The sequence below is a fragment of the Streptomyces sp. NPDC002886 genome (genome assembly GCF_042888445.1).
Classification (GTDB): domain Bacteria; phylum Actinomycetota; class Actinomycetes; order Streptomycetales; family Streptomycetaceae; genus Streptomyces.
The window spans coordinates 371,394-397,085 of sequence record NZ_JBIAPV010000002.1 but is presented as its reverse complement, the minus strand read 5'-3'; the positions used below and the strand labels follow the sequence as shown (position 1 = coordinate 397,085).

The 25,692-nt window shown below is 66.2% G+C and carries 27 protein-coding genes; 13 read left to right on the top strand and 14 right to left on the bottom strand.

Annotated elements, in window-relative coordinates; all coding sequences use genetic code 11:
• Positions 1 to 6 precede the first annotated feature (6 nt).
• From ftsW to ACFYYB_RS07935, 9 genes are all read left to right on the top strand, one after another.
• Positions 7 to 1,449: a putative lipid II flippase FtsW gene (gene ftsW / locus ACFYYB_RS07975; protein WP_389433894.1), complete on the top strand. Its 1,443-nt coding sequence runs from the start codon at positions 7 to 9 to the stop codon at positions 1,447 to 1,449.
• Between the two features lie 6 nt (positions 1,450 to 1,455).
• Complete coding sequence (gene murG, locus ACFYYB_RS07970; protein WP_250743753.1) at positions 1,456 to 2,550, top strand: undecaprenyldiphospho-muramoylpentapeptide beta-N-acetylglucosaminyltransferase; 1,095 nt, start codon at positions 1,456 to 1,458, stop codon at positions 2,548 to 2,550.
• Between the two features lie 31 nt (positions 2,551 to 2,581).
• Complete coding sequence (locus ACFYYB_RS07965; RefSeq protein ID WP_389433893.1) at positions 2,582 to 3,454, top strand: cell division protein FtsQ/DivIB; 873 nt, start codon at positions 2,582 to 2,584, stop codon at positions 3,452 to 3,454.
• A 280-nt stretch (positions 3,455 to 3,734) separates the two neighbouring features.
• Complete coding sequence (gene ftsZ, locus ACFYYB_RS07960) at positions 3,735 to 4,934, top strand: cell division protein FtsZ (RefSeq protein ID WP_389433891.1); 1,200 nt, start codon at positions 3,735 to 3,737, stop codon at positions 4,932 to 4,934.
• A complete protein-coding gene (pgeF, locus tag ACFYYB_RS07955) occupies positions 4,931 to 5,662 on the top strand; it encodes a peptidoglycan editing factor PgeF (protein ID WP_389433890.1) in 732 nt (243 codons plus the stop codon). Before ftsZ ends, pgeF begins: the two co-directional genes overlap by 4 nt.
• A 3-nt stretch (positions 5,663 to 5,665) precedes the next feature.
• On the top strand, positions 5,666 to 6,385 hold the full coding sequence (locus ACFYYB_RS07950; protein WP_389433889.1) for a YggS family pyridoxal phosphate-dependent enzyme: 720 nt from the start codon (positions 5,666 to 5,668) through the stop codon (positions 6,383 to 6,385).
• A gap of 151 nt (positions 6,386 to 6,536) precedes the next feature.
• Positions 6,537 to 7,157, top strand: coding sequence for a cell division protein SepF (locus ACFYYB_RS07945; protein WP_327307174.1), 621 nt, complete (start codon positions 6,537 to 6,539; stop codon positions 7,155 to 7,157).
• A gap of 60 nt (positions 7,158 to 7,217) precedes the next feature.
• Positions 7,218 to 7,514, top strand: coding sequence for a YggT family protein (locus ACFYYB_RS07940; protein WP_327307175.1), 297 nt, complete (start codon positions 7,218 to 7,220; stop codon positions 7,512 to 7,514).
• An 82-nt stretch (positions 7,515 to 7,596) separates the two neighbouring features.
• The gene (locus tag ACFYYB_RS07935; RefSeq protein WP_389433887.1) at positions 7,597 to 8,856 is read left to right on the top strand and encodes a DivIVA domain-containing protein; all 1,260 of its coding nucleotides are present in this window, start codon (positions 7,597 to 7,599) and stop codon (positions 8,854 to 8,856) included.
• Between the two features lie 262 nt (positions 8,857 to 9,118).
• On the opposite strand, the gene ACFYYB_RS07930 is transcribed toward ACFYYB_RS07935, so the two are convergent.
• The 3 genes from ACFYYB_RS07930 to ACFYYB_RS07920 form a co-directional block, all read right to left on the bottom strand.
• Complete coding sequence (locus ACFYYB_RS07930) at positions 9,119 to 9,427, bottom strand: hypothetical protein (RefSeq protein ID WP_389433885.1); 309 nt, start codon at positions 9,425 to 9,427, stop codon at positions 9,119 to 9,121.
• Between the two features lie 65 nt (positions 9,428 to 9,492).
• Positions 9,493 to 9,918: a DUF732 domain-containing protein gene (locus ACFYYB_RS07925; RefSeq protein ID WP_389433883.1), complete on the bottom strand. Its 426-nt coding sequence runs from the start codon at positions 9,916 to 9,918 to the stop codon at positions 9,493 to 9,495.
• Positions 9,919 to 9,976: 58 nt separating this feature from the next.
• Positions 9,977 to 10,180, bottom strand: coding sequence for a hypothetical protein (locus ACFYYB_RS07920; RefSeq protein ID WP_389433882.1), 204 nt, complete (start codon positions 10,178 to 10,180; stop codon positions 9,977 to 9,979).
• Between the two features lie 533 nt (positions 10,181 to 10,713).
• Between ACFYYB_RS07920 and ACFYYB_RS07915 the strand changes: the two genes are divergently transcribed.
• Positions 10,714 to 10,989: a GntR family transcriptional regulator gene (locus ACFYYB_RS07915; RefSeq protein WP_389433881.1), complete on the top strand. Its 276-nt coding sequence runs from the start codon at positions 10,714 to 10,716 to the stop codon at positions 10,987 to 10,989.
• Here ACFYYB_RS07915 and ACFYYB_RS07910 read toward each other — a convergent pair.
• From ACFYYB_RS07910 to ACFYYB_RS07895, 4 genes are all read right to left on the bottom strand, one after another.
• Positions 10,986 to 11,357: a hypothetical protein gene (locus tag ACFYYB_RS07910; protein ID WP_389433880.1), complete on the bottom strand. Its 372-nt coding sequence runs from the start codon at positions 11,355 to 11,357 to the stop codon at positions 10,986 to 10,988. The genes ACFYYB_RS07915 and ACFYYB_RS07910 overlap by 4 nt on opposite strands.
• A 143-nt stretch (positions 11,358 to 11,500) precedes the next feature.
• On the bottom strand, positions 11,501 to 12,352 hold the full coding sequence (locus ACFYYB_RS07905) for a protein kinase (protein ID WP_389433879.1): 852 nt from the start codon (positions 12,350 to 12,352) through the stop codon (positions 11,501 to 11,503).
• A 79-nt stretch (positions 12,353 to 12,431) separates the two neighbouring features.
• Positions 12,432 to 12,878, bottom strand: a complete 447-nt coding sequence (locus ACFYYB_RS07900; RefSeq protein WP_389433878.1) for a hypothetical protein — start codon at positions 12,876 to 12,878, stop codon at positions 12,432 to 12,434.
• A 499-nt stretch (positions 12,879 to 13,377) separates the two neighbouring features.
• Entirely contained in the window at positions 13,378 to 13,662 is a 285-nt protein-coding gene (locus ACFYYB_RS07895) for a hypothetical protein (protein ID WP_389433877.1), read from the bottom strand.
• 105 nt (positions 13,663 to 13,767) lie between these two features.
• Here ACFYYB_RS07895 and ACFYYB_RS07890 point away from each other — a divergent pair, with 105 nt between their 5' ends.
• The 3 genes from ACFYYB_RS07890 (at position 13,768) to ACFYYB_RS07880 (ending at position 17,046) form a co-directional block, all read left to right on the top strand.
• Positions 13,768 to 14,604, top strand: a complete 837-nt coding sequence (locus ACFYYB_RS07890) for a helix-turn-helix transcriptional regulator (protein WP_389433875.1) — start codon at positions 13,768 to 13,770, stop codon at positions 14,602 to 14,604.
• Complete coding sequence (locus tag ACFYYB_RS07885) at positions 14,601 to 14,807, top strand: DUF397 domain-containing protein (protein WP_389433873.1); 207 nt, start codon at positions 14,601 to 14,603, stop codon at positions 14,805 to 14,807. The genes ACFYYB_RS07890 and ACFYYB_RS07885 overlap by 4 nt, the downstream gene beginning before the upstream one ends.
• A gap of 1,267 nt (positions 14,808 to 16,074) precedes the next feature.
• Positions 16,075 to 17,046 carry a helix-turn-helix domain-containing protein gene (locus ACFYYB_RS07880; RefSeq protein ID WP_389433872.1) on the top strand — a complete coding sequence of 324 codons (972 nt, stop codon included), beginning with the start codon at positions 16,075 to 16,077 and terminating at the stop codon, positions 17,044 to 17,046.
• 216 nt (positions 17,047 to 17,262) lie between these two features.
• Here ACFYYB_RS07880 and ACFYYB_RS07875 read toward each other — a convergent pair whose 3' ends face one another.
• The 7 genes from ACFYYB_RS07875 to ACFYYB_RS07845 form a co-directional block, all read right to left on the bottom strand.
• Positions 17,263 to 18,075 carry a hypothetical protein gene (locus tag ACFYYB_RS07875; RefSeq protein WP_389433871.1) on the bottom strand — a complete coding sequence of 271 codons (813 nt, stop codon included), beginning with the start codon at positions 18,073 to 18,075 and terminating at the stop codon, positions 17,263 to 17,265.
• A 382-nt stretch (positions 18,076 to 18,457) separates the two neighbouring features.
• Positions 18,458 to 20,311, bottom strand: a complete 1,854-nt coding sequence (locus tag ACFYYB_RS07870) for a DNA polymerase (protein ID WP_389433870.1) — start codon at positions 20,309 to 20,311, stop codon at positions 18,458 to 18,460.
• Between the two features lie 67 nt (positions 20,312 to 20,378).
• Positions 20,379 to 22,643, bottom strand: coding sequence for a phage/plasmid primase, P4 family (locus ACFYYB_RS07865; RefSeq protein WP_389433869.1), 2,265 nt, complete (start codon positions 22,641 to 22,643; stop codon positions 20,379 to 20,381).
• Between the two features lie 157 nt (positions 22,644 to 22,800).
• A complete protein-coding gene (locus tag ACFYYB_RS07860; protein ID WP_389433868.1) occupies positions 22,801 to 23,334 on the bottom strand; it encodes a hypothetical protein in 534 nt (177 codons plus the stop codon).
• 512 nt (positions 23,335 to 23,846) lie between these two features.
• A complete protein-coding gene (locus ACFYYB_RS07855) occupies positions 23,847 to 24,329 on the bottom strand; it encodes a DNA (cytosine-5-)-methyltransferase (protein WP_389433867.1) in 483 nt (160 codons plus the stop codon).
• 52 nt (positions 24,330 to 24,381) lie between these two features.
• Positions 24,382 to 24,894: a DNA cytosine methyltransferase gene (locus tag ACFYYB_RS07850; RefSeq protein ID WP_389434957.1), complete on the bottom strand. Its 513-nt coding sequence runs from the start codon at positions 24,892 to 24,894 to the stop codon at positions 24,382 to 24,384.
• Positions 24,895 to 24,961: 67 nt separating this feature from the next.
• Complete coding sequence (locus ACFYYB_RS07845; RefSeq protein WP_389433866.1) at positions 24,962 to 25,657, bottom strand: hypothetical protein; 696 nt, start codon at positions 25,655 to 25,657, stop codon at positions 24,962 to 24,964.
• Positions 25,658 to 25,692 lie beyond the last annotated feature (35 nt).

The window sequence follows — 25,692 nt, the reverse complement described above, 5'->3', positions numbered from 1 at the left end:
TCACAGATGCCGGCCAAGCAAGTGCTGCCGGGGCGGCGGCCGTCCGCGGACAAGACGGCCAGGACCGCCCAGACCGCCAAAGAGGGCAGGGGCGCCAAAGCCGGTGCGCCGAGGGCGCTCAGGGCCGGCCGGGGAGTGCTGGGCCGGGGGCGCCCCGCGGCGCGTCCCGGGAGGCCCGCCGGGGGCGGGCCGCTGACCCGGCTGCGGCGTACGCAACGGCAATTGCGCCGGGCCTGGGACCGGCCCCTCACGGCGTATTACCTGATCTTCGGCAGCGCGCTGCTCATCACCGTGCTCGGCCTGGTGATGGTCTACTCGGCCTCCATGATCAAGGCGCTCCAGCTCGGGCTGGGCGACGCGTACTTCTTCAAGAAGCAGTTCCTGGCGGCCACGATCGGCACCGGACTGCTGCTGATCGCCTCCCGGATGCCCGTCAAGCTCCACCGGGCCCTGTCCTATCCGGTGCTCACCGGCACGCTGTTCCTGATGGTCCTGGTCCAGGTCCCCGGGATAGGAGTGTCGATCAACGGCAACCAGAATTGGATCTCCCTTGGCGGTCCGTTCATGCTGCAGCCCAGTGAGTTCGGCAAACTGGCCCTCATCCTCTGGGGCGCCGACCTGCTGGCGCGCAAGGGCGACAAGGACCTGCTGAGCCAGTGGAAACACCTGCTGGTGCCGCTGGTCCCGGTCACCTTCCTGCTGCTCGGGCTGATCATGCTCGGCGGGGACATGGGCACCGCGATGATCCTCGGTGCCATCCTGTTCGGGCTGTTGTGGCTGGCCGGGGCCCCGACGCGGATGTTCGCGGCGGTCCTGGCCTTCGTGGGCGTGCTCGTGGCCCTGCTGATCAAGACCAGCCCGCACCGCATGGACCGGCTCCAGTGCATCGGAGTCTCCGAACTGCCCGACAACGGGCTGTGCTGGCAGGCCGTCCACGGAATCTACGCCCTCGCATCGGGCGGATGGTTCGGTTCCGGACTGGGTGCCAGTGTGGAAAAATGGGGGCAACTGCCAGAGGCCCATACCGACTTCATCTTCGCCATCACCGGCGAGGAACTGGGGCTGGCGGGGACTCTGTCGGTGCTCGCCCTGTTCGCGGCCCTAGGCTATGCGGGTATCCGCGTGGCCGGACGCACGGAGGACCCCTTCGTACGGTTTGCCGCGGGAGGCGTGACCACCTGGATCACGGCGCAAGCCGTGATCAACATCGGTGCGGTGCTCGGCCTGCTGCCGATCGCCGGTGTCCCGCTCCCGCTGTTCTCCTACGGTGGGTCAGCCTTGCTGCCGACCATGTTCGCGGTCGGACTGCTCATCGCCTTCGCGCGTGAGGAGCCGGCGGCACGGGCGGCGCTCGCGATGCGAAGGCCCAAGAACGGCCGGCCGCGGACCGGGCAGAGATGGAAGTCGATGAGACGGCGCGTCAAGAAGCGTCCGTCCGGAGAGCGGTGAATTTCGGTGCATGTCGTACTCGCCGGTGGGGGGACCGCCGGCCACATCGAGCCGGCGCTGGCCCTCGCGGACGCCCTGCGCAGGCAGGACCCTTCCGTGGGCATCACCGCCCTCGGCACCGAACGCGGACTCGAAACCCGCCTGGTGCCCGAGCGCGGCTACGAGCTGGGACTCATCCCGGCCGTTCCGTTGCCCCGTAGGCCCACGCCCGAGCTGATCACCGTCCCAGGACGGCTGCGCGGCACCATCAAGGCCGCGGAGGAGATCCTGATCCGCACCAAGGCCGACTGCGTCGTCGGCTTCGGCGGCTACGTGGCCCTGCCCGGCTACCTCGCGGCCAAGCGCCTCGGGGTGCCGATCATCGTCCACGAGGCCAATGCCCGGCCCGGACTGGCCAACAAGATCGGCTCCCGGTACGCCTTCGCCGTCGCGGTCTCCACGCCCGACAGCAAGCTCCGCGGCGCCCGCTACGTGGGCATCCCGCTGCGCCGCTCCATCTCCACCCTCGACCGGGCGCTGGTCCGCCCGGAGGCGCGCGCCGCCTTCGGCCTGGACCCCAACCTGCCGACGCTGCTGGTCTCCGGCGGCTCGCAGGGCGCCCGGCGCCTCAACGAGGTGATCGAGCAGGTCGCGCCGACCCTCCAGCGCTCCGGGGTCCAGATCCTGCACGCGGTCGGCCCGAAGAACGAACTGCCGCGTGTCGACAACATGCCCGGGATGCCGCCTTATGTGCCGGTACCGTACGTGGACCGGATGGATCTCGCGTACGCCGCCGCCGACATGATGCTCTGCCGCGCGGGCGCGATGACCGTCGCCGAACTGTCCGCCGTCGGGCTGCCCGCCGCCTACGTCCCGCTGCCGATCGGCAACGGCGAACAGCGGCTCAACGCCCAGCCGGTGGTCAAGGCCGGCGGCGGCCTGCTCGTGGACGACGCGGAACTGACGCCCCAGTGGGTGCTCAGCCAGGTCCTCCCGGTGCTCGCCGACCCGCACCGGCTGTACGAGATGTCCCGCGCCGCCGCCGAGTTCGGCCGGCGGGACGCCGACGAGCTGCTCGTCGGCATGGTGTACGAGGCGATCGCAGCCAACAGAGCCCGCTGACGCGGGAAGCACCGACGCAGGAGGCACAGGAGTGGCCGGAGCGAGCACCGCGCAGCGTGGCGGTCCGGGAGCCGCCGGGAAGGGCTCCGGCCCCCTCAAGCGGCTGGGGACCCCCAAGGCCCCCAAGCCGCCGAAGCCGCCCAAGGGCTCCGGCCCCGGGGGACCCCGCGGGCCGCGCCCCGGCGGGCTCCCGGGAGGGCTGCGCCGGGGGCCCCTCGTGGTCGCCGGGGTGCTCCTCGCCCTGCTCCTGGCCGCCGGCTGCACCTGGGTGCTCTACGGCTCCTCCTGGCTCCGGGTCGAGAAGGTCACCGCCACCGGCGCCGAGGTCCTGACCCGGGAGCAGGTGCTGGCGGCGGCGGCCGTCCCCGTCGGCGCCCCCCTGGTGTCCGTGGACACCGATGAGATCGAAGCCCGGCTCCGCGGCCGCCTGCCCCGCATCGATTCGGTCGATGTGGTGCGGGCCTGGCCGCACGGAATCGGTTTGAAGGTGACGGAACGCAAACCTGTTCTGCTCATCAAGAAGGGCGCACAGTTCGTGGAAGTGGACGCTTCCGGTGTGCGATTCGACACGGTCGGACAGGCGCCGGCGGGTGTTCCGCTCCTCGAACTGAGCTCCAAGCAGTCTCCGAGCGGCCGCCGTTTCGACGAGGAACGGCTGCTGCGCGAGGCCGTCCAGATCGCCGGAGTCCTCCCGGAATCCGTCCGCAAGGAGACCGCGCAGGTCAAGGTCCGGTCCTACGACTCGGTGGTACTGGAGTTGAGCGGCGGCCGGTCGGTGGTGTGGGGGAGCGGCGAACAGGGCGAGGCGAAGGGCCGCGCGCTGACAGCGCTCCTGAAGGCCTCGCCCAAGGCTGACCGATTCGACGTGAGCGTCCCCACCGCCCCGGCGGTGTCCGGTAGTTGACGTCCGGTCGAACAGCGTCGCACCCTGGTTGGCCACCGATACGGGTGATCACATAGGGTGAAAAGAAAAACGGGAGGTTCGGCGTGTTCGTTGAACACGCGCTACTTGTCGACTTAGTGTCCTGTTCGGAAGAGTCCAAGGAACAGACACACTCATAACCCTAAACTTCAGGGTTAGGGTTCGGGTCGGCGTGTACGAACCGTCCCAATTTCGGCATCAGTCGTCGCACCGCAGGCCCGCGAGGCGAACGACACGTAACTCGAGGCGAGAGGCCTTCGACGTGGCAGCACCGCAGAACTACCTCGCAGTCATCAAGGTCATCGGTGTCGGCGGCGGTGGTGTCAATGCCATCAACCGAATGATCGAGGTCGGTCTCAAGGGCGTCGAGTTCATCGCCATCAACACAGACGCCCAGGCGCTGTTGATGAGCGACGCCGACGTCAAGCTCGACGTCGGCCGCGAACTCACCCGGGGCCTTGGCGCAGGCGCCAACCCCGATGTCGGCCGCAAGGCCGCGGAGGACCACCGCGAGGAGATCGAGGAGGTCCTCAAGGGGGCCGACATGGTCTTCGTCACCGCCGGTGAAGGCGGCGGCACCGGAACCGGCGGCGCACCCGTCGTCGCCAACATCGCGCGTTCGCTGGGCGCCCTGACGATCGGTGTGGTCACCCGGCCGTTCACCTTCGAGGGCCGACGCCGCGCGAACCAGGCCGAGGACGGCATCGCCCAGCTCCGTGAGCAGGTCGACACCCTCATCGTCATCCCCAACGACCGCCTGCTGTCCATCTCGGACCGCCAGGTCAGCGTGCTCGACGCCTTCAAGTCGGCGGACCAGGTCCTGCTGTCCGGCGTCCAGGGCATCACCGACCTCATCACGACCCCGGGTCTGATCAACCTCGACTTCGCGGACGTCAAGTCCGTGATGTCCGAGGCGGGCTCGGCCCTGATGGGCATCGGCTCGGCCCGCGGCGACGACCGCGCGGTGGCCGCCGCCGAGATGGCGATCTCCTCGCCGCTGCTGGAGGCGTCCATCGACGGCGCCCGCGGCGTGCTGCTCTCCATCTCCGGTGGCTCGGACCTCGGTCTCTTCGAGATCAACGAGGCCGCGCAGCTGGTGAGCGAGGCCGCGCACCCCGAGGCGAACATCATCTTCGGAGCCGTCATCGACGACGCGCTCGGCGACGAGGTACGGGTCACCGTCATCGCGGCCGGGTTCGACGGCGGACAGCCCCCGGCCCGCCGCGACAACGTCATCGGCGCGGCCTCCACCAAGCGCGAGGAGCCGGCCCCGGCTCCGGTCCGTTCCGCCGAGCCGGCCCGTCCGGCCTTCGGCGGACTCGGCTCGGTCACCCCGCGCGAGGAGCCGGTCCGCAGCGAGCCGGTCCCGGTCGCGGAGGCTCCGGCCCCGCAGGTCCCGACGGCCCGGCCGTACCAGGACAGCCCGGCCGAGGAACTGGACGTCCCGGACTTCTTGAAGTGACCCTGGAGCAGTACAGCGAGAGCGGCGCCCACTTCGCCTTCACCGACCGGTGGGGCGGGGTGAGCGCCGTTCCGTACGAGGAGCTCAATCTCGGCGGCGCGGTCGGAGACGACCCGGCCGCCGTTCGTGCGAACCGGGCCGCCGCGGCGAAGGCGCTGGACATCGCGCCGGACCGGGTGGTCTGGATGAACCAGGTGCACGGCAGGGACGTGGCCGTGGTCGACGGCCCGTGGGGGCCGGACCTGCCGGTCCCCGCGGTGGACGCCGTGGTGACAGCCCGTCGGGGGCTCCCCCTCGCGGTCCTCACCGCCGACTGCACGCCCGTCCTGCTGGCCGACCCCGTCGCCGGCATCGCGGGAGCCGCCCACGCCGGGCGGCCCGGACTGGTCGCCGGAGTCGTGGGCGCCGCCGTCGAGGCGATGGTCTCGCTCGGAGCCGACCCCGCGCGCATGGTGGCCCGAACCGGGCCGGCGGTGTGCGGACGCTGTTACGAGGTTCCCGCCGAGATGCGGGAGGCGGTCGCCGAGGTGGTGCCGGCCGCGTACGCCGAGACGAGCTGGGGAACACCGGCCGTCGACGTGGTGGCCGGGGTGCACGCGCAGCTCGCGGAGGCGGGGGTGGCCGACCTGGGCCGTTCCCCGTTCTGCACACTGGAGTCGCGGGACCACTTCTCGTACCGCCGCGACCGGATGACCGGGCGGCTTGCCGGATATGTCTGGTTGGACTGAAGAATGACGGATCGTAAGTCCGAGCTCGCCGAGAACCTCGCGCGGGTGGAGGGGCGGATCGGGGCCGCCTGCGCGGCCGCCGGCCGCAAGCGGGAAGAAGTGACCCTCATCGTGGTCACCAAGACCTACCCGGCGAGCGACGTACGACTGCTGGCGGACCTGGGTGTCCGTCACGTGGCGGAAAACCGGGACCAGGATGCGGCCCCCAAGGCCGCGGCCTGTGCGGATCTGCCCCTCACCTGGCACTTCGTCGGCCAGTTGCAGACGAACAAAGTCCGTTCGGTGGCGGGATACGCGCACCTCGTGCAGTCCGTCGACCGCCCCAAGCTCGTCACCGCCCTCTCGGCGGCCGCGGAGGGCGCCGGACGGGAACTGGGCTGCCTGGTGCAGATCGCCCTCGACGCCGAGTCGGGCGAACGGGGGGCCCGCGGCGGAGTGGCGCCCGAGCAGCTCGCCGAGTTGGCGGACCTCGTGGCGGCGGCCCCCGGACTGCGCATCGAGGGCCTCATGACGGTCGCTCCGCTGGCCGGGCACTACGCGGGACGCGAACAAGCGGCCTTCGAGCGGCTGGTGGAATTGTCATCCCGCCTGCGCGCGGACCATCCGACTGCCACGATGGTCTCGGCCGGGATGAGCGCAGACCTGGAACAGGCCGTTGCGGCCGGTGCGACACATGTACGCGTCGGCACTGCGGTACTCGGCGCGAGACCCCGGCTCGGGTAACGTCGCGAAGAAAGTCGGACCACAGCAGAAAATATGGTCATTTCCGCTGATGAGCGGACAGGCCACGTGGATCGCGGGCAGTTGGTGACATTCGTGACACGGCGAGACACCTGCGACAGGGCGATCCACCACAGAGCGGAGGACTCAGAGAATGGCCGGCGCGATGCGCAAGATGGCGGTCTACCTCGGCCTCGTGGAGGACGACCGGTACGACAACCCGGGGTACGACCCCGACGACGAGTTCGAACCCGAGCCGGAGCCGGAGCGGCCGCGCGAGCGGGACCGCCGGCAGCAGCCCGTTTCGCATCAAACGCCCGTATCGGACGAACCGGTACGAGTTGCCCAGCCTCCGGCGCCAAGAGAACCCCTCTCAATGCCGGTTGAAAACGGACGTCCTGCGCGAATCGCCCCCGTGGCGTCCATCACACCCGATCGCTCGAATCTGGAGAAGAACGCCCCCGTGATCATGCCCAAGGTCGTCTCCGAGCGGGAGCCGTACCGCATCACGACGCTGCACCCCCGGACCTACAACGAGGCCCGTACCATCGGGGAACACTTCCGTGAGGGCACTCCGGTGATCATGAATCTCACGGAGATGGACGACACCGACGCGAAGCGTCTGGTGGACTTCGCCGCCGGTCTTGTCTTCGGTCTGCACGGCAGCATTGAACGCGTGACACAGAAGGTGTTCCTGCTGTCTCCTGCTAACGTCGATGTCACGGCGGAGGACAAGGCCCGCATCGCGGAGGGCGGGTTCTTCAACCAAAGCTAGACCGATCCGTCAGAAACGGGACCGGGTACAGGGCGGAAGCAGGGGAGAGGGAAGCGCGGGATGGGCGTCGCACTCGAAGTGGTTTACATCGCGCTGATGTGCTTCCTCATCGTGCTGATCTTCCGACTGGTCATGGACTACGTGTTCCAGTTCGCACGTTCATGGACACCCGGCAAGGCGATGGTGGTCGTTCTGGAGGCCACCTACACTGTCACCGATCCACCGCTCAAGCTCCTTCGGCGGCTCATCCCGCCGTTGCGTCTCGGGGGCGTGGCACTCGACCTGTCCTTCTTCGTTCTGATGATCATCGTTTACATCCTCATCAGTTTCGTGAGCACCGCTGCGAGAAGCGTGTGAACGATGAGCTTCCCCGCAGGCGCGGGGACAGTCCCGATACGGTCCTGCCGACTGCCGACGACTACGTAGAGGTGAAGAAGACATGCCGCTGACTCCCGAGGACGTGCGGAACAAGCAGTTCACGACCGTCCGCCTGCGAGAGGGCTATGACGAGGACGAGGTCGACGCCTTCCTCGACGAGGTCGAGTCCGAACTGACGCGCCTGCTGCGCGAGAACGAGGACCTGCGCGCCAAGCTGGCGGCCGCCACGCGTGCCGCCGCGCAGAACCAGCAGCAGGGCATGCGCAAGCCGGACCCCCAGGACGGTGGAGGCCAGCGCGGCCCCGGCGCCCCTGTGCCCGCGGCCATATCCGGCCCCCCGCAGCAGCAGCCCCAGATGGGTCAGCCGCAGCTTCCGGGCGGCCCGCCCCAGCTTCCGGCCGGCCCCGGTGGGCACGGCCAGCAGGGCCCCGGCCCGATGGGCAACCCGATGCAGCAGCACACCATGGGTGGGCAGCAGCAGATGGGCCAGCAGCAGATGGGTCAGCAGGGCATGGGCCAGCAGGGCCCCGGCCTGATGGGCGGCCCGATGCAGGGACAGCAGCAGCAGTCCATGGGTGGCCAGAACCCGCTCGGCCAGCAGATGGGCCAGCCGATGGGCCAGCAGATGCAGCCCATGGGGCAGCAGATGCAGCCGATGGGCCAGCAGATGCACCAGCAGCCGCAGCAGCTCCCGCAGCAGGGTCCCGGTGGCGACAGCGCCGCCCGCGTCCTGTCGCTCGCGCAGCAGACCGCGGACCAGGCGATCGCGGAGGCCCGCTCCGAGGCCAACAAGATCGTCGGCGAGGCCCGGTCGCGCGCCGAGGGCCTGGAGCGGGACGCCCGCGCCAAGGCCGACGCGCTGGAGCGGGACGCGCAGGAGAAGCACCGCGTCGCGATGGGCTCCCTGGAGTCCGCCCGCGCCACGCTGGAGCGCAAGGTCGAGGACCTGCGGGGCTTCGAGCGTGAGTACCGCACCCGTCTGAAGTCCTACCTGGAATCGCAGCTGCGCCAGCTGGAGACGCAGGCCGACGACTCGCTGGCTCCGCCGCGGAACCCCGCCGGTCCCGCGCTGCCGCCGTCGCCGACCCCGTCGATGGCTCCGGCCGGTGCGATGCACTCCATGGGCGGTCCGTCCATGGGTGGCGGCCCCTCCCCGATGGGTGGTCCGTCCCCGATGGCCCCCTCCTACGGTGGCGGCCAGCAGCAGATGTCCCCGGCGATGACGCAGCCGATGGCTCCGGTGCGGCCGGCTGCTCCGCAGCCGATGCAGCAGGCGCCGTCTCCCATGCGGGGCTTCCTGATCGACGAGGACGACAACTAAGCGGTATCCGTCGGCAGACGGCACGGGCCGGGCCCGGTTCCCCTTCGGGGGCACCGGGCCCGGCCCGTTTTCCGTACCCGGGCCCGGCTGCGGGTGTGCCGCTGCGCGGGGCGAGGTCCCTACCCGCCCTTCCACCGTTCCCTGGGGCTCCGCCCCGGTGGACCCTACACCCCGGGACCTAGAAAAACACCAGGTCCGGGTATGCGAAAAGCCCCGCCCGACACGTGGTCGGACGGGGCTCGTCGTACTGTCTGAGGCTCGGCTACAGGGCAGTGTCGATGTCTGCCTGATCCGCTCGCCACGCCTTTTCGTAGCGCTCCCTGTCGCGCTTGAGACGCTTCTCCGGGGCCATGTCGTCTTCCAGGTACTCCGCCCGCTTGAGCGCCAAGAGGGCCGCGCGTTCCATGCCCGCAACGGTCTGCCGCACCGTCTTGTGTTGGGCGGGCTTGTTGTCCCGCTCCGAGCGGAGGAACAGCCCCCACGCGTCACACAGGATGTCCGCGTACGTCGCCGATACTTCCTCGGTGAGTTCCTGGTGCAGGTACTGCCGCTCGCGTGATGCAAGGGCCATCGTCGGCCCCTCCCTTCCGTGTCACATCCGATGGTGCAAGCAAGAATGCCGTGCCTGCGGGGTGATCAGCCGCAGAACGAGGACTTCACGGCGGTCACGATGGCTGCCGCCTGGTCGTCCGTGAGGCTCGGCACGGTGCCCCCTGCGAACCGCGCCTTTGCGTTGGTCTGGACGGTCGCAGCGGGCTTGTCCGCCTTGATCTCCTGGCAGACGTTCCGCGCCCGATCAACGGCTTTGTCTTCCTTGGCCACTAGACCGGGGTCTACGGCCCGCAGAGCGGCTATCAAGGCTGCCGTCTGCGCAGCGTCGGGCGACGGGATCGCAGCGGGCTTTGACGCTTCCGGGCTCGGCCTGTCTGTGGGCTTGGCTGCCGCTGTGGCGCTCGGCTTGCTCTCGGGCTTGGCCGTGGCGGGCTCGTCCTCAAAGAGGGACAGCACTCCGCCGAACGCGAGTACTGCCGCACCAACGATGATCCACGTCTTACGTTCCATGGTGGTTCCCCCCACTTGTCTTGCAAGATCGCTCATACCTATCACGTGCTTTGACCGCCTAGCTGGCACGGTGCACGTCTTCCGACGTCGGTCCCGCTCCAAGGGTTACGGCGTGCTCGGGACAGGCCCACAGCGTCGTTCCGGGGCCGCTGGAGCTGTGGATCTCACGTACCGCTACGGGGGCGCTGGTGAGCGTCTTGCAGAGGATGCACAGCGCGACGCGCTCGGGCAGGACGAGCGGGAACGGCTCCTTGGTGGTCATGCGTTCATCCCCGATGCGGCGAACGCGGAGCGCGGGAAGGGTGCCCCCTTGTACGTGTACGGGTAGTCCACGCCGATGGCTGCGAACTCTGCCGCATAGCGTCGCTCCCGTTGGACCGGGGAGAGTTCGAGGGTGCTTTCCGCGTCGGTCTCGGGCCGGAAGATCCTGAGCGCGTCTGAACTGCTAGGCCCGGTCCACGGGCGAGACCACGGGCTCACGCTTACGGCGGGGGCAGGCTCGGGGCGGTAGCCGCTGGAGTGTTTTCCGGGGGCTTGCCGGCTCGGCAGTAGTACGAGGAGTAGGGCAGTGAGGGACGTGAGTCCGAGCACCATGGGGGCGATAAGCTCGCGCATGTCGTTTCAGCTCTCTGATAGCTGGTTCGGCGGAGCCCCGGCGGACCGTTACAGCGGTCTTCCGGGGCGTTTTCGTGTTCGCGGAATCACGCTAAGGCAACACGTCTAACTCGTCTACCTGTCTAAGTCATCTGCCTGTCTAAGTCGCCTACCTTTGGCCCGTTGTCTACGCTCTCCCCCATGCCGCAGAGCTCGCCCGACCCGTCCCGCCCATACGCGCCGTACATGCGGGTACTGGACGCGCTCCTAGCCGACATGCGCTCGGGGAAGCTTCCTGCGGGGGCTCGGCTGCCGAGCGAGGCTGAACTCTGCGAGACGCACGGGGTTGCCCGGATGACCGCACGCCGAGCTGTGGCTGTGCTTCGGGAACGCGGGCTCGTCGTCACCGAGTGGGGCAAGGGAAGCCGCGTAGTGGACCCCGCCGGCTCCGGCGAGCGCGAGCACCAGGGCGACTAGTCCGGGTCCTGGTCGGGCTGGTCGAATCGGCGGTAGGCCTCTTCTTTGGCTTGCTGTTTGATCAGGTCCCCGAGCGGGTCTGAGATCTCCCATGAGTGCACGGCGGGGTGCTCGGCGAACAGGATGCAGTGCCAAGCATTCGTGCGGCCCCGGTTGATGGCTGCGGGGCATGCGGGCAGTTCCGCAATACGGGTTTTCCGGGGTTCGTCCTCGCCGGTCCAGAGGAGCCACAGGTCTTGCGGGGGCCGCGCATCGTCGTTGCACAGCATGGATGCGTGCTCGGCGTGCCCGTCGCCAGCGAGCTCGCACAACTGGTACTCGCCGAGCTCGTAGAGCCACAGCGCCGCGTTGTCGGGACCGTGCTCCATTTGCGTGAGGGCAACAAGCGCATCCCGTGTGGGAATCCGGGCTATGGCAGTGCACTGCAACACGTGATGCTCCTTGTCTGGGAACAGCAGAGCCCCGCCCGGTCCGGAGGAGGAGGACGCCGGAACGGACGGGGCCGCTGTGGTCAGAGCGCGAGACAGAGCGCTTCGCAGGCTTCGGCAGCCGTAGGCCGGTCCGCCGGCGAGGGCATCAACATGGCGTTGACCAACTGGCCAAGCTCACCAGGAATCGTGACCGGACGGTGCGGCCCGTCCACGATTGCTTGCCGCTGAACGTCGCGCGGGGCGTCGTCCGGATAGGCGACGTGACGCCAACCGGTCGCGCTGATCATCAGCGAGGCCCCGAGCGCGTACACGTCCGACTCGCGCGTCGGTACGGCGGTCCCGGACTCCAGAACGCTGCGGGAGATCTCGGGCGCTTCGTAGTGCACCAGGCAGCCCCTATAGGCAAAGTCGTACCGTTCGGGGACACTGCGCCCTCGGGCCAACGCAAGGTCGATCAACGTCACACCCGGATCGCCCATGATCAGGTGCGCGGGCTGAACGTCCCCGTGGACCCAACCCGTGCGGTGCAGCGCGGACAGAGCCTCGGCACAGGACAGAGCATCCACAGCATCCGGCAGCGCCGAGCTTTCCGGGGCCCGGTACGGCTCCCATTTCTCGTACAGGCTCGGGCCCGAGTGCCACGGCTGAATGTTCCACGTCCCTTGGCCCCATTCGCCGGAGTGGATCGGCTCGGGGCGGAGGGTCCGCAACACGTACGCCTCGCGGCCCGGAGCGTCGGCCGTCCAGGCGTGCGATTCGCTGATGTAGCCGAGCTTGACCGCGTAGGCGGCAGTCTTTCCGGTCTCGGGGTCCTCGGTTTCGATGTGCCAGACCGTTGATCCTCGGCGGTTGAGTACGAGCCGCTGTGTGTGCGGGGTGACCACGTCCAGTACTTCGGGGGGCAGCTCGCGCGGTCGGGTTGGGGTTGACATGGGTTGGTCCTCCTATGGCGGAGCCGACTACCAGGCCCGGCAGCCGGCTCCGCAGGTCTCACAGGTGGGGCGGGTGCCGTCAGTTGGCCCGGTAGTCCCGGCCACAATCCGAGTCGCACTGAGCGGCGTTCTCGCCGTTCACGGTCCACACGTCATCCATGACCATGAACCCTGCCGACTTCATGGCGTGCGCGGTGCCCTGTACGTCCTCCAGGGTGCGGGGTCCGCCACCGGGGCGCGGGTTGTGGTGCAGCCTGCCGCCCGCGTGGATCTCGGCGAACGCGTCGATGTCCCGGGTGTGCAGGGTGAACGCGTGCACTCCCTTGTCCACGTCGTCCGAGGGCACCATCTTGACCGTGGCCGTGCCGACCGTGGCCAGGAACGCAATCGCCTGGTCCGTGATCCGTTCGGCGCGGTCACGCTCGGTCTCGCCGAAGTGGTCGAGCACGAACTGAGTGATGCTGTCGAACAGCTCGGGCTCGACCAGGCTCCGGCCGGTCCGCAGATCATTCGCTACAGCGGTCATTTGCTTGTCTCCTTGTGTCGGATGTACGAGGGACAGTGCAGACCTGCCCGAGCAACGGACAGGGATCGTGCCCCGCCCTCGCCGAGGACTGCCGCTAGGGGGCGAGCGGTATCAACTCGGCGAGAGCGGGAATCTAGGGGAGATCCACCACGGTCACGCGCCCCACCCGCGAGCAACCACCAGAGCTACCGTGGTGACCCAAATTGCCGTTCCGACAACCGTCAGAGTGACGCTTGCGCGGGTGTGCTGTGCGTGCGCCTGGTGCTCGTTGTCGTCGCTCACTGGACGCGCTCCACAACGGCCATGTCCGTGAACGTCCGCTGAAAGCTCCGATGCTTCGAAGTGCCCGAGTGCCCGATACACGCGAGGTCGCACTCAGCCTCGGTAAGCCCCGGTCGCGTCAGCCATCCGCAGTCCAGAGCGACACAGCGTGCCCCGACGAGCGGGACCGTCCCGGGGTGCCTACGGATGCGGTGGTTCACCAGTCCGAACACCCGCCTCACGCCGCACGCTCCTCGGAGTCGGGTCGGATTGCGTGTTGCAGCTCGGTCACTGCCGCTTCCGCGTTCTGGACGATGCAGGCGGACAGCTCGGCCCGGAACAGCGCGCGGAACGCGGGGTCTGTCTCCAGCCGCTGGAGTTCCGCGAACGGAGCGGCCCGAGCCGGCGAGAACCGGATGAGCGTCCGCATGATCCGGGGGAAGTGCTGGTGCAAGCGGGTTTCTGCGGCCCCCACAGCGAGGGCGAGGCGTACCGGGACGTGCGGTGCGAGGGTCGGGCGCATGGCTGCCTCTCCGTAGCCGTTTCACTACCGGGGAGCCACAGCGTGACCTAGGCTCGCGGAGGTATCAACTTCCCGTTCGCTGACTGAGAGTTGAGGGAAGCCCCGATGTACAGGAACGAGCTAGACCCCGACGCGGGCCCGGGTGCAGCGTTCGGCGTGCGTTTACGCAGGCTGCGCGATGACCGAGGCTGGACTCTGGACGATCTTGCGGCGCGAACCGAATACTCCGCCTCGCATATTTCCGGGGTTGAAAATGCTACCCGCGCTGCAACTCCCAAATTTGCGAAACGTGCTGACCTAGCGTTTGGGCTCGACGGAACGGACGGGACGCTCACGAATGACGTGCAGCGGATCAGGAGCGGTTCCCTGTTGGAAGGCTTCCCTGAGTACGTCGCCTCCGAGGGCAAGGCGGTAGAGGTTCGCTACTTCGAAACAGGCATCATTCCGGGCTTGCTACAGACCGAGGCCTACGCGGGAGCGCTGGCAGAGAGTGCGCTCCGGCGAGGCTCTATCACCGCAGATCAGGCACGCGAGCGAACGGCCGTTGTTGCGGAGCGTCAAAAGGCTCTGCGGCGCACACCCGCTCCTTTGATCATGGCTGTGCTGGATGAGAGCTGTGTCCGGCGTCCCATCGGCACCGCCGCAGAGTGGAGCGCGCAGCTATCCCGGTTGCTGGAGTTCGCCGAGCAGCCTCACACTGTGCTCCAAATTGCCCCGTTCAGCATGGGCGTACGCCGTACCGTCGACCTACCGCTGTACATCCTGACGATGCCAGATCGTTCCATCGTGGCTTACGCCGAGTCTGCCACCCAGGGACATCTACAGCGCGATGGGATGCTCGTTGCGCCCATACTGGGGACCTACTATCAGTTGCAGGCTGATGCGTTGTCACAACCGGACTCCGCAGCCATGATCAAACAGATACGAGAGGGCACGTCGTGACCGAGACCCCCCGTTGGTTCAAGTCCTCCTACAGCAACAACGGCGGCGCGTGCATCGAGGTCGCCACGAGCCTCGCCGGCTCGCACGGTGTGGTCCCGGTCCGAGACTCCAAGTCCCTCACCGGTCCCGTGCTCGATTTCTCTGCCGCCGCCTTCTCCGCGTTTGTGGATGGCGTCAAGCGTGGCGACGTCGGCACCATCTGACCCCGTCCCGCCACTTCGCGCACCAGGCCCCGCCACTCCACCCCCTTCGGAGCGGCGGGGCTTTGCTGTGTCAGGCAGCGCGCGAGACGAACGACAGACCAGCCGGCGGAGCCTGGTCGGGGGCTCGGTCCGTGAGGTACACGCCCCAACCGTCATCGCCACGGCTGCCAACGATCCGGCGCGTGCTGACGCCGTACCGCTCGGTGACTCCCGCACGGACGAGCAAAGCGGCGAGCCTGAACATGTCCGCCGTGGCAGAGTCCCGCTCCTGGTGCCCGATGACGAACACACGCCGGGGAGCCTCAGTCTCGCGATGCGAACTTTCGGTTTCGCTTTGGTGTAGGTCCACCCTTACCCCCTGTATCCCTTTGAACCTGTCTGGCAACCTGTGCAAGAACGCCCGACCAGGGCATCGCAAGTGTCCTGGTCGGGCTTCTTTGCTACGCGGCCACCGTGGGCACGTCCGCCGGCCAATGCGTCCACGGCTCGCTAGTCGGGATGAACCTGCCGGATTCCTGCGACTGCGCCCACTCGTAGTGGCCGATGAGCTCACCCGAAGGCACGGCCCGAACGAGGACCCGAAACCTCTGCGCCCGGTGACCTTTGAGCAAGCGCGCGGCCATCGTCGTGTACGTGCAGAGTGCGCGAAGTAGCTGCGCCCCGCTGGTGATGTAGTCGTGCGTGTCTGCCATGTACGGCCCAACCGGGCGCCATTCCCACCTAGCGCCCCGTGGAACAAAAACTTGTACCGCTAGCAGTGCGGTAGGTACCGCTATGTGCTCCATTCCAACCCCCCGGCCAGACAGAAGGGGCCGAACCTACCTCCCGTGCAAGTCCGGCCCCGTGGTGTGTCAGTCAGTGGCTTAGTCCCACTGAGTGTCTTGCGGGGCAACTGTCTCCGCAGGAGTCGGCGAGGTGGGCACGGCATCCCATCGGGTGTCCGCACTGGCGAATGCTGCACCGCCGAGGACAAGAACCGCGCTACCGACCACGGCGGCTATCAACTTCCGTACGTGGAAGCGTGGTTGAAATCTTTTCATAAGGCACTCCCTTGACAAATCGTTCACATGACTTAACGTGATCAGACTGCTGAACGGCGATCCCCAACGCATCAGCAGTGCAACCCTTTGACCTGCTCAAGTGTCCTGGCATATGCGATTCGCATATGCCTTCGAATCACTATGTGTAGCTTGCCGGGTGCGGGTACGACGCGGCAAGCGAATGAGGGTGGAGGCTTCGCAGCCGAAAAATTTTCAGGGGGGTAAAAGTGGACATCTCGAATGAGGGGCACCGGAAACCGTTCATATCGGATCGAGCGCGTGATCTGCTCCGAGAGATGCACGGGGGCCGCGCCGTGTGCAAGGACGAGCCCGCCCTTGACGAGTTGCTCCCCCTTGGCCTAGCCAAGTGGAGCACGCTCGCGGCGGCATACATCGCTACGGACCCTCGGGATGCCGAGCGTGCGTACACGCAGAACATGGCTCAGGAGATTCGGTCAGCACTGCACCGCATCGAGTCCATGCACGCGTTTGCCGATGATCTGCGGACGATCGAAGGGGGCGCGGGCGACGGTGGCGTACAGGTCATCGAAGACACCCGCGAAGTGACCGTTGCGCTCGGACGGGTCGCGGGCTCAGCTAAGTTCAGCGTCCTCACAGCTCACCCGAAAATCCGAAAGCAAGACACGTTGGACCGTGCTCTACCTACAGACCTCGCGATGCTGGCACGCGGGGTAACTTTCCGCACGATCTATCTGGACAACGCGCGGAGTCGGTTGCCCGAGCAAGGCTACGCGGCCGCGATGACAGCAGCCGGTGCGCAGATCCGTACAGCGCTGCCGGGCTTCGAGCGCATGATCATCGCTGACGAGCGCATCGCCTTTCTCTCAGACCATCTCGGGGACCCGAAGCGCGTACCGGCCCTGATGGTCACGCACCCGAGTCTGGTCAAGCTCTTCGTAAACGTCTTCTGGCAGCAGTGGGATCGAGCCGAGCCGTGGACGGGCGAGCCCCGGCCTGCGGACCTGATCACCACGCCACGTAGCCGGCGCATGCTTCGGCGGCTGTCCGAGGGCAGGAACATCAAAGCCATCGCTGCCGAGCTCGATGTCTCCGTGTCGACGCTCTACGCGGACCGGAACGCTCTGTATGCAGCGACGAACACAACTACCGAGTTCCAGCTAGCCATTTGGTGGACTACGTCCGAGCAAGCACGCCAGGAACGCGAGAAGGACCGATGACAGGCCACTTAAACGCAAAAAGGCCCCCGCCATTGGCGGGGGCTTCTTTGTGGGGCTACCTGATCAGATGGTACGGCGCAGCGAGGGCTAGCAGCGGATCGCAGGCTGCGCGGGTCACGGTTGCGACGCTCCGACCTTCGGCATCCTTGACGTGAACGTCGACTAGTGCGCCAACGCGGGTGATCTCGACTGTCCCGCCCTCGCGGGTCGGCAGGGTCACCACGTGCGTGCACCAGCCTGGTAGAGCTCGCGGAATCGTTTCTGCCCCTTGCTCCGTGCTTCCTGAATCTGCTTTGGGGTGGCTTCCATGTCCTCGGCGAGCTCGACGTCTGACTCGTAGCGGCCGTAGTCCTGTACCGGGGAAACCCCGTGGTCTGCTTTGAGGACGTGCCGCTGTCGCTCGCCCAACAGGCCTAGCGTGCGGTGCACTTGATCACGGATGGTCTTGCGCCTGGCGCTCGCGTAGTCGCTCGGGTCGAGTAGATCAACTGGAATGCCGCACTGGCCTGCAATCACATCGCCCAGGGTGATTGCCTCGCCGTACATGTCGTCATTCAGCGGGCGGTCAAAGGAGTCCGTCCCAAGCCAGGCAAGCAATGCGGCGCTAGCGTGCTCGGGGCTCATCTTGCGGGGTCCCATTTCGGCAGTGCTCGCCATTCGAACCGCTTCGTACGGATCACCAGAGGCAAGGGCCAAAGCGCGCTCGAAGTCCTTAGCGGCCGTCGCGGTAACACCAGGATGCAGAACCTGCCGGCGGTGCTCGCTCATGGCCGAGTGAAGGGCCCTGTCCATGTACCGCATGAATTCACCGAAGCTCTCCCCCTCGAAAGCCGAGAGGGATTCCCAGACCCGAATTCGTCCGGCCTGCGCGAGATCCTCGGCCAAATCGGCATCCAGATGTCCGCCGCGAGTGGCGTAGTGCTCGGATCGCTGAACTACGAGAGTTTCCGTTTCGGCAATTACGGCCGTCACCGCGTCAAGGTTGTTTTCCTTCGCGGCGGCTATTTGTTCCGTGGTCAGGTACGTCATTGAGCATCGCTCCGGTTTCGGGTGGCTTTGCTCTCTGGGGAGAGCAGGGCTTGCCCGGAACGGGGCGTGCGAGGTCGCCAAAGGGGCGGCGGTCGTTAATCAATGCGCTTAAAAAAGGGCACAAAAATGCCCCGTCCCGGATTAGCAGGACGGGGCTTGCGCATTGCCTTTCGTCGTTGCTGCGCACCACTCAAGTTCGAAAAGCGGGTGACAGCCACGACTCACATTTGCAATAAGACTGCTTGTCTTTTATCCAATCAATGGCCGTTTCTCGCTTGGTAGCGCTGAGGTAGCGACGGTCGCCCTTGGGGAGGAGTGGCCTACACGTCGTCTCCTCCTTGGGGATGACATGTGCGACCAAAGATCACGTGCAGGTAACGGGCTAGTAGTCCGCTCCGTACAGCGAGCCCCAGGACCGTCCGCCAACCTCGGCGCTCGCCACGATGGGTACGCCGTACAGGGGAAAGGTCATGCACCGCTCGAACTCTCGGGCAATCTCTTTGGCCTCGCCGGCTGGTGCTGATGCCAACAGTTCGTCGTGAATCGGCAGGCGGCAGTAGTCGAGCAGACCAGCCGACTGCACATTCAGCATGGCCATTCCGAGGACATCCCGGGCCGCACTTTGGCAGGCATAATTGACCACGGCGTAAGTGCGGTCCCGGTCCAGTGGAAGCCTTCGACCGGTCGCAGAAATGAACACCATGCGGTTCTGGAATGCCTGCCGCTGCCACCGCGCGGACGACCGTTTGATCTCTGGAAAGGCCCGGTCGTAGGCGGCGACCGCTTGCGCAATCTCCGATTCCGGGGCGCCCGTTTGCCGCGCAATGGTGGCGACTCCACCCCCGTAAACCTTGCCGAATCCAGCCCCCTTGAACACCTTCCGATCCTTCGGGGTGGCCGCGTCGCCCTTAATCAGGTGTGCGGTGTAGGCGTGGATATCGAACTCGTCGCCACCGTTGATGAATCCGGATTTCATGGCCTTGACGTCGGCGAGGGCCGCCAACACGCGCATCTCAATTGCTTGAAAATCAGTCGAGATCATGACGTGTCCGGGCTCGGCGAGAATGGCGCGGCGAATCACATGGTCCGAGCTCGGGAGCTGGTGCAGCCCGTCCGTGACAGACATGCGGCCAGTGCGTGCAGCGAGAGGCGAAATCACCGGGTGGATTCGTCCCGCAGCATCGAGCTTGGACATGAACCGCTCGGCGTACGACGTGCCCCACTTGTTGGCACGCTTCGCGTGAAGTACCGCATGCGCCACCGGATTTGGGGTCCGCGCGCCGATCCGCTGCCAGTCCCGGTCAAGGTCCGCCAGGGGCAGCAGTACGGCCTTATCCACTTTGAGCGCCCCGGAGTCGGTTCGCTCGGTGAGCGTTTCCCCCATGCCCTGTAGCGCTTCGGCTACCTGTGCGGGGCTGCCCACTGCGGACACGCCGTACCGGGCCGCTATGGTGCTGTGCTCGGCTGCCTCCTCGGCGAGCCGGCGAGCGAGCGGGGCCGCATAGTCCTGGTCAACGAGTAGTCCCGTCCGCTGCATGACCGCGCACAGCTCGGCTATCTGGTGCTCGTACGTCACCAGCTCGTCACGTACTCCGAGCCGCGCGAGCTCCCGCCGCAGGACTGGAGCGAGTCGAGCTGTCAGCAGTACGTCAAGTCCCGCATACAGCAGATAGGTTGGGTTGGTCAGCGGGATTCCCGCCCATCCCGTCTCTTTGGTCAGTCCGAGGGACCTAAATACCGCCGTGAGCCCGCCCTGAGTGTCCGGGGCGGCAGGGTCTACCCACTTCGCCGAAAGCGGCTTCAACGCGGTTCCTATGCCGCCCTCTTGCGGCTGCCTAGGGTCGCAAAGGGCCGCGAGGATGCGAGTATCCGTGGTGTGCGGTGCGAGCTCTTCCAGCGGGATTCCCGCGCACTGTCCGAGGACGAGCCAGTCATAAGACGCGTTGTGAATCAGGATTTCTCGGGCACGCAAGAGGGCATCACGTGCATACGACTCGTGATATCCGCCCCACTCGTACAGAAGTACCCAAGCGTCCCGCTCGTCGCCAAATTGCACCGTGCGGAGCCGAAACGATGGACTAAATACGTCGAGACCTGTGGTCTCTGTATCTACGGCGATAGGGCCGCGCGCCCGTGCCTGGTAGAACCACTCCCAGAATTCTCCAAGATCCTCCGTTGTCTCGGGTACGCGGACCGTGACAGGCTCGCCGGCTAGCTGGTGTCGATAGGTGATCATGTCTCCCCCGTGAAACGAAAAAGGGGGCCGCCCACCGGTTAAGGTGAGCAGCCCCCTTGTGCTGTGTCTATTTGCCGAAAATTCCCGGCCCGATCGCCTCGGGACTCGCATCGGCAAGGCGGAGTCCCGCTAGTGAGATTCCCTTGTTGGTGCGCTTGCGCACGGCTCCGCGCTCTTCCATGGCGTCGTAAAAGGCGCGGCGGGTCCACTGTTCCTTTGCGGGCAAGTTCTCTTCCTGGCACCAGTCCAAATAGAAGTTGAACGCGTCAGTGCCGTTCATGACAGCGGACTCGTCTGCCCAATCAAGCACTCCGGGTAGGAAGCCGGCGAGCGGGTCTGACGTCTCGCGGTACTCCTGGCTTGCGCTCGTGATGAGCTGTGGGTCCCGGAGCCCGCCCCGGTACCAATCCACAGCCCCGCGCACGGCCCATGCCGCAATACCCTCAGCCTCGCGCAGTAGCTTTGCGTCCAAGTCAGGGTCCCGCTCGTGCGGCGCAAACCAGCGCTTGAACGGAATCAGCTTGACCCTTCGCCACAACCCCTCGTCCTGCGACCGGAATTTTGGCTTGTGATTCGTTGCGAGCAACAGTAGGAACGAGGGCTTGAATTCGAAATATTCTTGCCGCAGGAATCTCGCTGCGATCATGTCCTTACCGGTGACCCGCTTGATGATTGATTCCGACATGGCCTTGCCCGATTCGCCCTCGGATGCCATGACAAGACGCGATCCGCGTAGTGCGGCAACATCGTTGGGAATGCCGCCGCTCTTCCGCTCTTCAAACGTACTGAACGGAGTCGTGCGGGTGATGCTGCGGAACACTGACGTTATGGTGTCCACGAGCACGCTTTTACCGTTCGCCCCCTTCCCCCAGAGCACTCCGAATCCTTGTTCTGTGGTGTGCCCGGTAATCCCGTAGCCGATGAGCCGCTGAATGTAGGCGGGCATCTCTGGCATGTCGGGAAAGACTTCGGCGAGGAAGGATTCCCAGCGGGGGCACTGAGCATCAGGGACGTAATCCACGTCAAGCGTGTACGTCAGTAGGTCCGCCTGGTCGTGCGGGTCCAGCCGGCCCGTCTTCAAATCGACTGTCCCGTTACGGAAGTTGAGTACGTCGGGGCGGTCATCAAAGTCCGTGGCTTCGATGCTGACGTTGGGGACCGAACAGAGCTCGGTTAGAAGAGCGTCGATGCGCGACGTCATGGTGAAACCGCGTGCGAGCTGGTTCTGTCCGGCGAGGACGAGCGCGGCCCCCATACGATGGATTTCCTGCCGTACGCGCATGTCGGAGCGGACCCAAACCCGTCCGTCCCACGTGTGGAATCCGAGCCCGGATGCGTAGCGGATTCGGCCCCCGGACCACGCGACCAACGCGTGTGCGTTCATCGCGTCGGACTCACCGAGCGTGGATACGAGCTTGGACAGGATCTCTGCCGCTTCCGCGCCCTGGTCCCGCGTCACGGTGTCGGCTCCGGTGCGGTCGGCAAGCTCGGCGGAGCGTGCTTCCCTCTCTCGCTCTGCGGTATCCCGCACGGGACGAGCTGCCTTGACCGCACGGTGTAGATCAGCGGCGAACCGCTCGGGAGCCGATTCGCGCCAGTCGGTCAAGTCCCAATCGGGCACAGGTATTTGGAGCTTGAGCGCGTCTACGCCGTGTGCGGCTAGTCCCTCGGCGAGGCGGGTAGAGAATCCCGATCCGGCGTTGTCGTTGTCACCGCAGATGATGACGAGCTGTCCGCGCAGACCCTCGGCGAGCTCGGCAACCAGCTCGGGCGAGCCGGCGAGCGAGGCACCGCGCACGGCCACCGCGTCATAGCCGACCGCCACGGCCGTTAGTGCGTCTCCGGGCCCCTCGGTGATCAGGACCGTGCTGTAACCGCCCTGCCCCCGCATCACGCCATAGGTGGCCCACCTGTGCCCGCGAGGGTTGGCGAGGGACAGCCATCGGCCCGGACACTCGCCTGTCAGGTCCCGTCCCTGTAGGCCCCTGGTCACTCCGTCGAATCCGACCAGCGGGACCGTAAGACGGGGGTAGGCCTGGTAGGCACGGGACACGTACGGGAAGCCCTCGGCCTGGTGTCCGTGGTCCACGCCGAGCCCGAGATCCGCAGCAGTCTCTAGGTCGAGCCCGAAGCGGTCTGCGAGGTAGGTACGAGCTCGCTGCGGCCAGTCGCCGGCAAAGTCTGCGAGGGCGAGCGAGGCCCGGTCCGCGTAGGCAGCAAGAGCAGCAGTCAGCGCGACGGGAACGAGCTTGGGGCGTTCAGCGGGCACTACGGCCCCGGGGCCGCTCACGTCGAAAAGGTCGCCCCACGTGAGCCGGACCGCTGCAATCACGTCGGCGGTCTCACAGCCCGCGCGGCACGTGATCCGAACTTTGTTGTTGGTACCCCGCCAGATACGGAGAGACGGGCGGGAGTCGGGATGTGCGGGGCATCGTGCGGCGTACCCTCCGTCGGCCTCCTCGCTTACCTCCGTGAAGCGTTTGAGTAGGTCAGCGAAGATCACGGAACACCCCCGGCTCGGTGACGTTCCGGCGGTAGTCGCCGATCAGGTGCCCGAGCTCGCGCACTGTCGTCGTCATGTACCAGCGGCCGGAGTCGTGGCCCCGCAGCGAGACAGACCAGCCGTACAGCGCCGCAAACTCGTTCGTCGGCATTCCAAGGGCGAGGCGGATACGCGTCCACGTCCTAACCGACACATGAACACGTCCCATTTCGACGCTCGCCCCCCGAACCTTCCGCACCGCGAGCCCATACGGGAATCCCGCGTGCACCGCTTCAATCTCTGCCTGTCGAATCCACGCGGGGACGGCCGGACTTTTCACGTCCTTGCATTCCAGGATGAACGGCGGTGCGTGAACGTCCCCAACGTCCTTAGCGCCCTCTTGTGCGGCCCTGCGCACGTTGCCCGGATGGAACGGGTCAAGGAACGCCCCGGAGCCGTCCACGAGCCCGAGGAATCGGTTTAGGTGGTCTCTTACGGCGCTCTCCCACGCGGTGCCACGCTGCTTGTTGGGGTTAGCCATGGTCGGCCCCCTGACGAATCTGCGCGCCCCGTGCCATCGCGTGTGCTGCCGCAGCGAGGATGCGAATCCAGTCCTTACGCTGCTTCCACCCCGTAAACAGGTGCAGCTCATCCCCGGACTTGAGTGCCCGGATTTCACCGAGTGCGGGTGCCTGGTGTTCTGTTACTGCAAGCTTCATGTCCCCCCCCCATGCGAAAGGGCCGGAGTCACCCCGTAAGGTTTCTCCGGCCCTCTCGTAGTCCTCTTACTGGTTTCGCTCGCCCGGAATGATCAGCCGCACGTGTTCCGAGCCGATCCATTCCTTTCGGAGCGTGCGCCGCTTCGCGAATCCGGACTCTGTGCCGGTCGGGCTGATTCGCAGCATCGGCCGGAGACGCCCGTCAACAAGACGCGCGGTTACCTTGTCCACGATTGCGTCAGCCATACGCACTCGATTGGCCTGCCGAGCCGCATAGGCGACTAGGTCACCCTTGTAAAGCTCCTCGCCCGCATAGTCAGTGACTACACCCCTCTTAGCCATTGTTCGTATCCCCCTTGTAGTTCAGTAGATGCAGATAGGCCGTAAAAGCCTGCTGTGATACGACGCCGTTACCGGCCGCCTTAAGCTGCCTCGCTCGATTGAGTCCCGGAATATGGGTGACCCACCCCCGGGGAAGTCCCATCAGCCATTCGGCGAATACCGAAGCGAGACGACGTCCACCACGGGGCCCGAACTCGACTGGAATGGGTGCCGGAGTGCCCATCAGGGTTTCCCAACGGTGCACAGCGGGTGCGAACTCTGCCCACCATTCCGGCGGGCTGTGAAAGGCCCCCGGGGTCTCTTCCGCAATCTCGGGATCGACAGGAAGCAAGAACGAAACCTCGTCATCGAGATTCGGTCCGTGCCCACCCGCACGCCGCTTATCGGGATGCTGTGCCGCCCCGTTCGATCCGAGATTCGCCGTAGGAGTCTTGAACAACTTGTGCGCCCGGTCCTTGTCGAAGATCCGGGCCACTGCGGTAACCAGATCGTCCCCGCCGGCTCCGGCCCGGTCCGCTTTTGCGAAATCAGGTCCGCGCGATGCGTCGGAGGCTGTCGGAGTCGGCAATAGGGGTGGCGATGCAGAACCAGCGATCTCGCATGTGGGGGGCTCCAGTAGCGGACGCTCGGAAGCAACACCAGCGCGCGTCATACCCGCTCTCGGCCAAGCCCCCGAGTACGTGCGCCAAGCCTCGGTTTCGGATGGCGGATACGTTCTCCAAGAAAACGAGCCGTGGTCGAAGAACGCGAACGGCCCCGAGGACGCTTTCCCAAATACCCGACCTCTCGCCATGAATCCCCGCCCGCTTCCCCGCATTGCTGATGTCCTGGCAGGGAAAACCTGCCGTAATGACGTCCACCTGATCTTTCAGCGTGGACCAATCGAATTGTGTAATGTCGCCGATGTTCGGCGCGTGCGGATATCGGGTTGCCAGGATCAGGGACGCGTACGGGTCTACTTCCGCTACGTACCTGATCCTGTCCCCGGTCAGAGCCTCAACGGCTCGGCCGATCCCCCCGTATCCCGCGCAGAGTTCCAGGATCGGAATTGCGCTTCCCCCTCGTTCGTAGAGGGGCCCCGGGGGTCAGCCGGGACCCCTCGGCCGGCTAGAAAGTCGGCTCGGCCACAGCGTCCGACCAGGACTTGAGAACCTTGATTACGGGCTTCCGGTACGAAACGTCCCGGCCCGTCTTTGTGGTGTACTCGACGAGCTCAAGCTCAATGGTCGCCAGGGCCTCGCCCCCGACCTTTTCGAGCGCGTTCTCAACCTCGTGCAGAACTTCCGCGAGCTTCCAAGAGCCCGTCTGGAATCGGAACAGCCCGAGATCGTAATCTTCGGCGAGGCGGAACAGAACCGAGATCGACGGAGACGGACCCCGCTTCGTCTTTGCAGCGGCCTTCCGGTCCTCCATCAGAGCGGGGCAGCGGCACGGCATACCCCGATCCTCATCCGGGGAAAGGAACTCCACCCCGTCGCAGTGGTGGATAAGCTGCGAGCCGTTCCACAGCTTGAGATCGGACGTAACAGCGGCCGGGCCGGAGAGAACGACCTTGACCTTATTGGTGGTCGTCAGAACCTCGATGAAGTTTTCCGACGTGGAATCGGTCTCTACCGCCTGTCCGCCCATGAGCTGTGCGATAGCGTCGGCAACTTCCGGATCTCCGGTAGTCACACGCCACTCGGACAGCGCAACGGGAATGCCGTCCGTCTGCTTTCCACCGTGGAAGCGGCCAACGGTGTCATCCGAAAACGAACCCTTGGGCTTGGCGTTCGGGTCGGTCTCGAAAATGCGAATTGCCATGTGTTGAAATCCCCCTGATTTTGGGCATGAAAAAA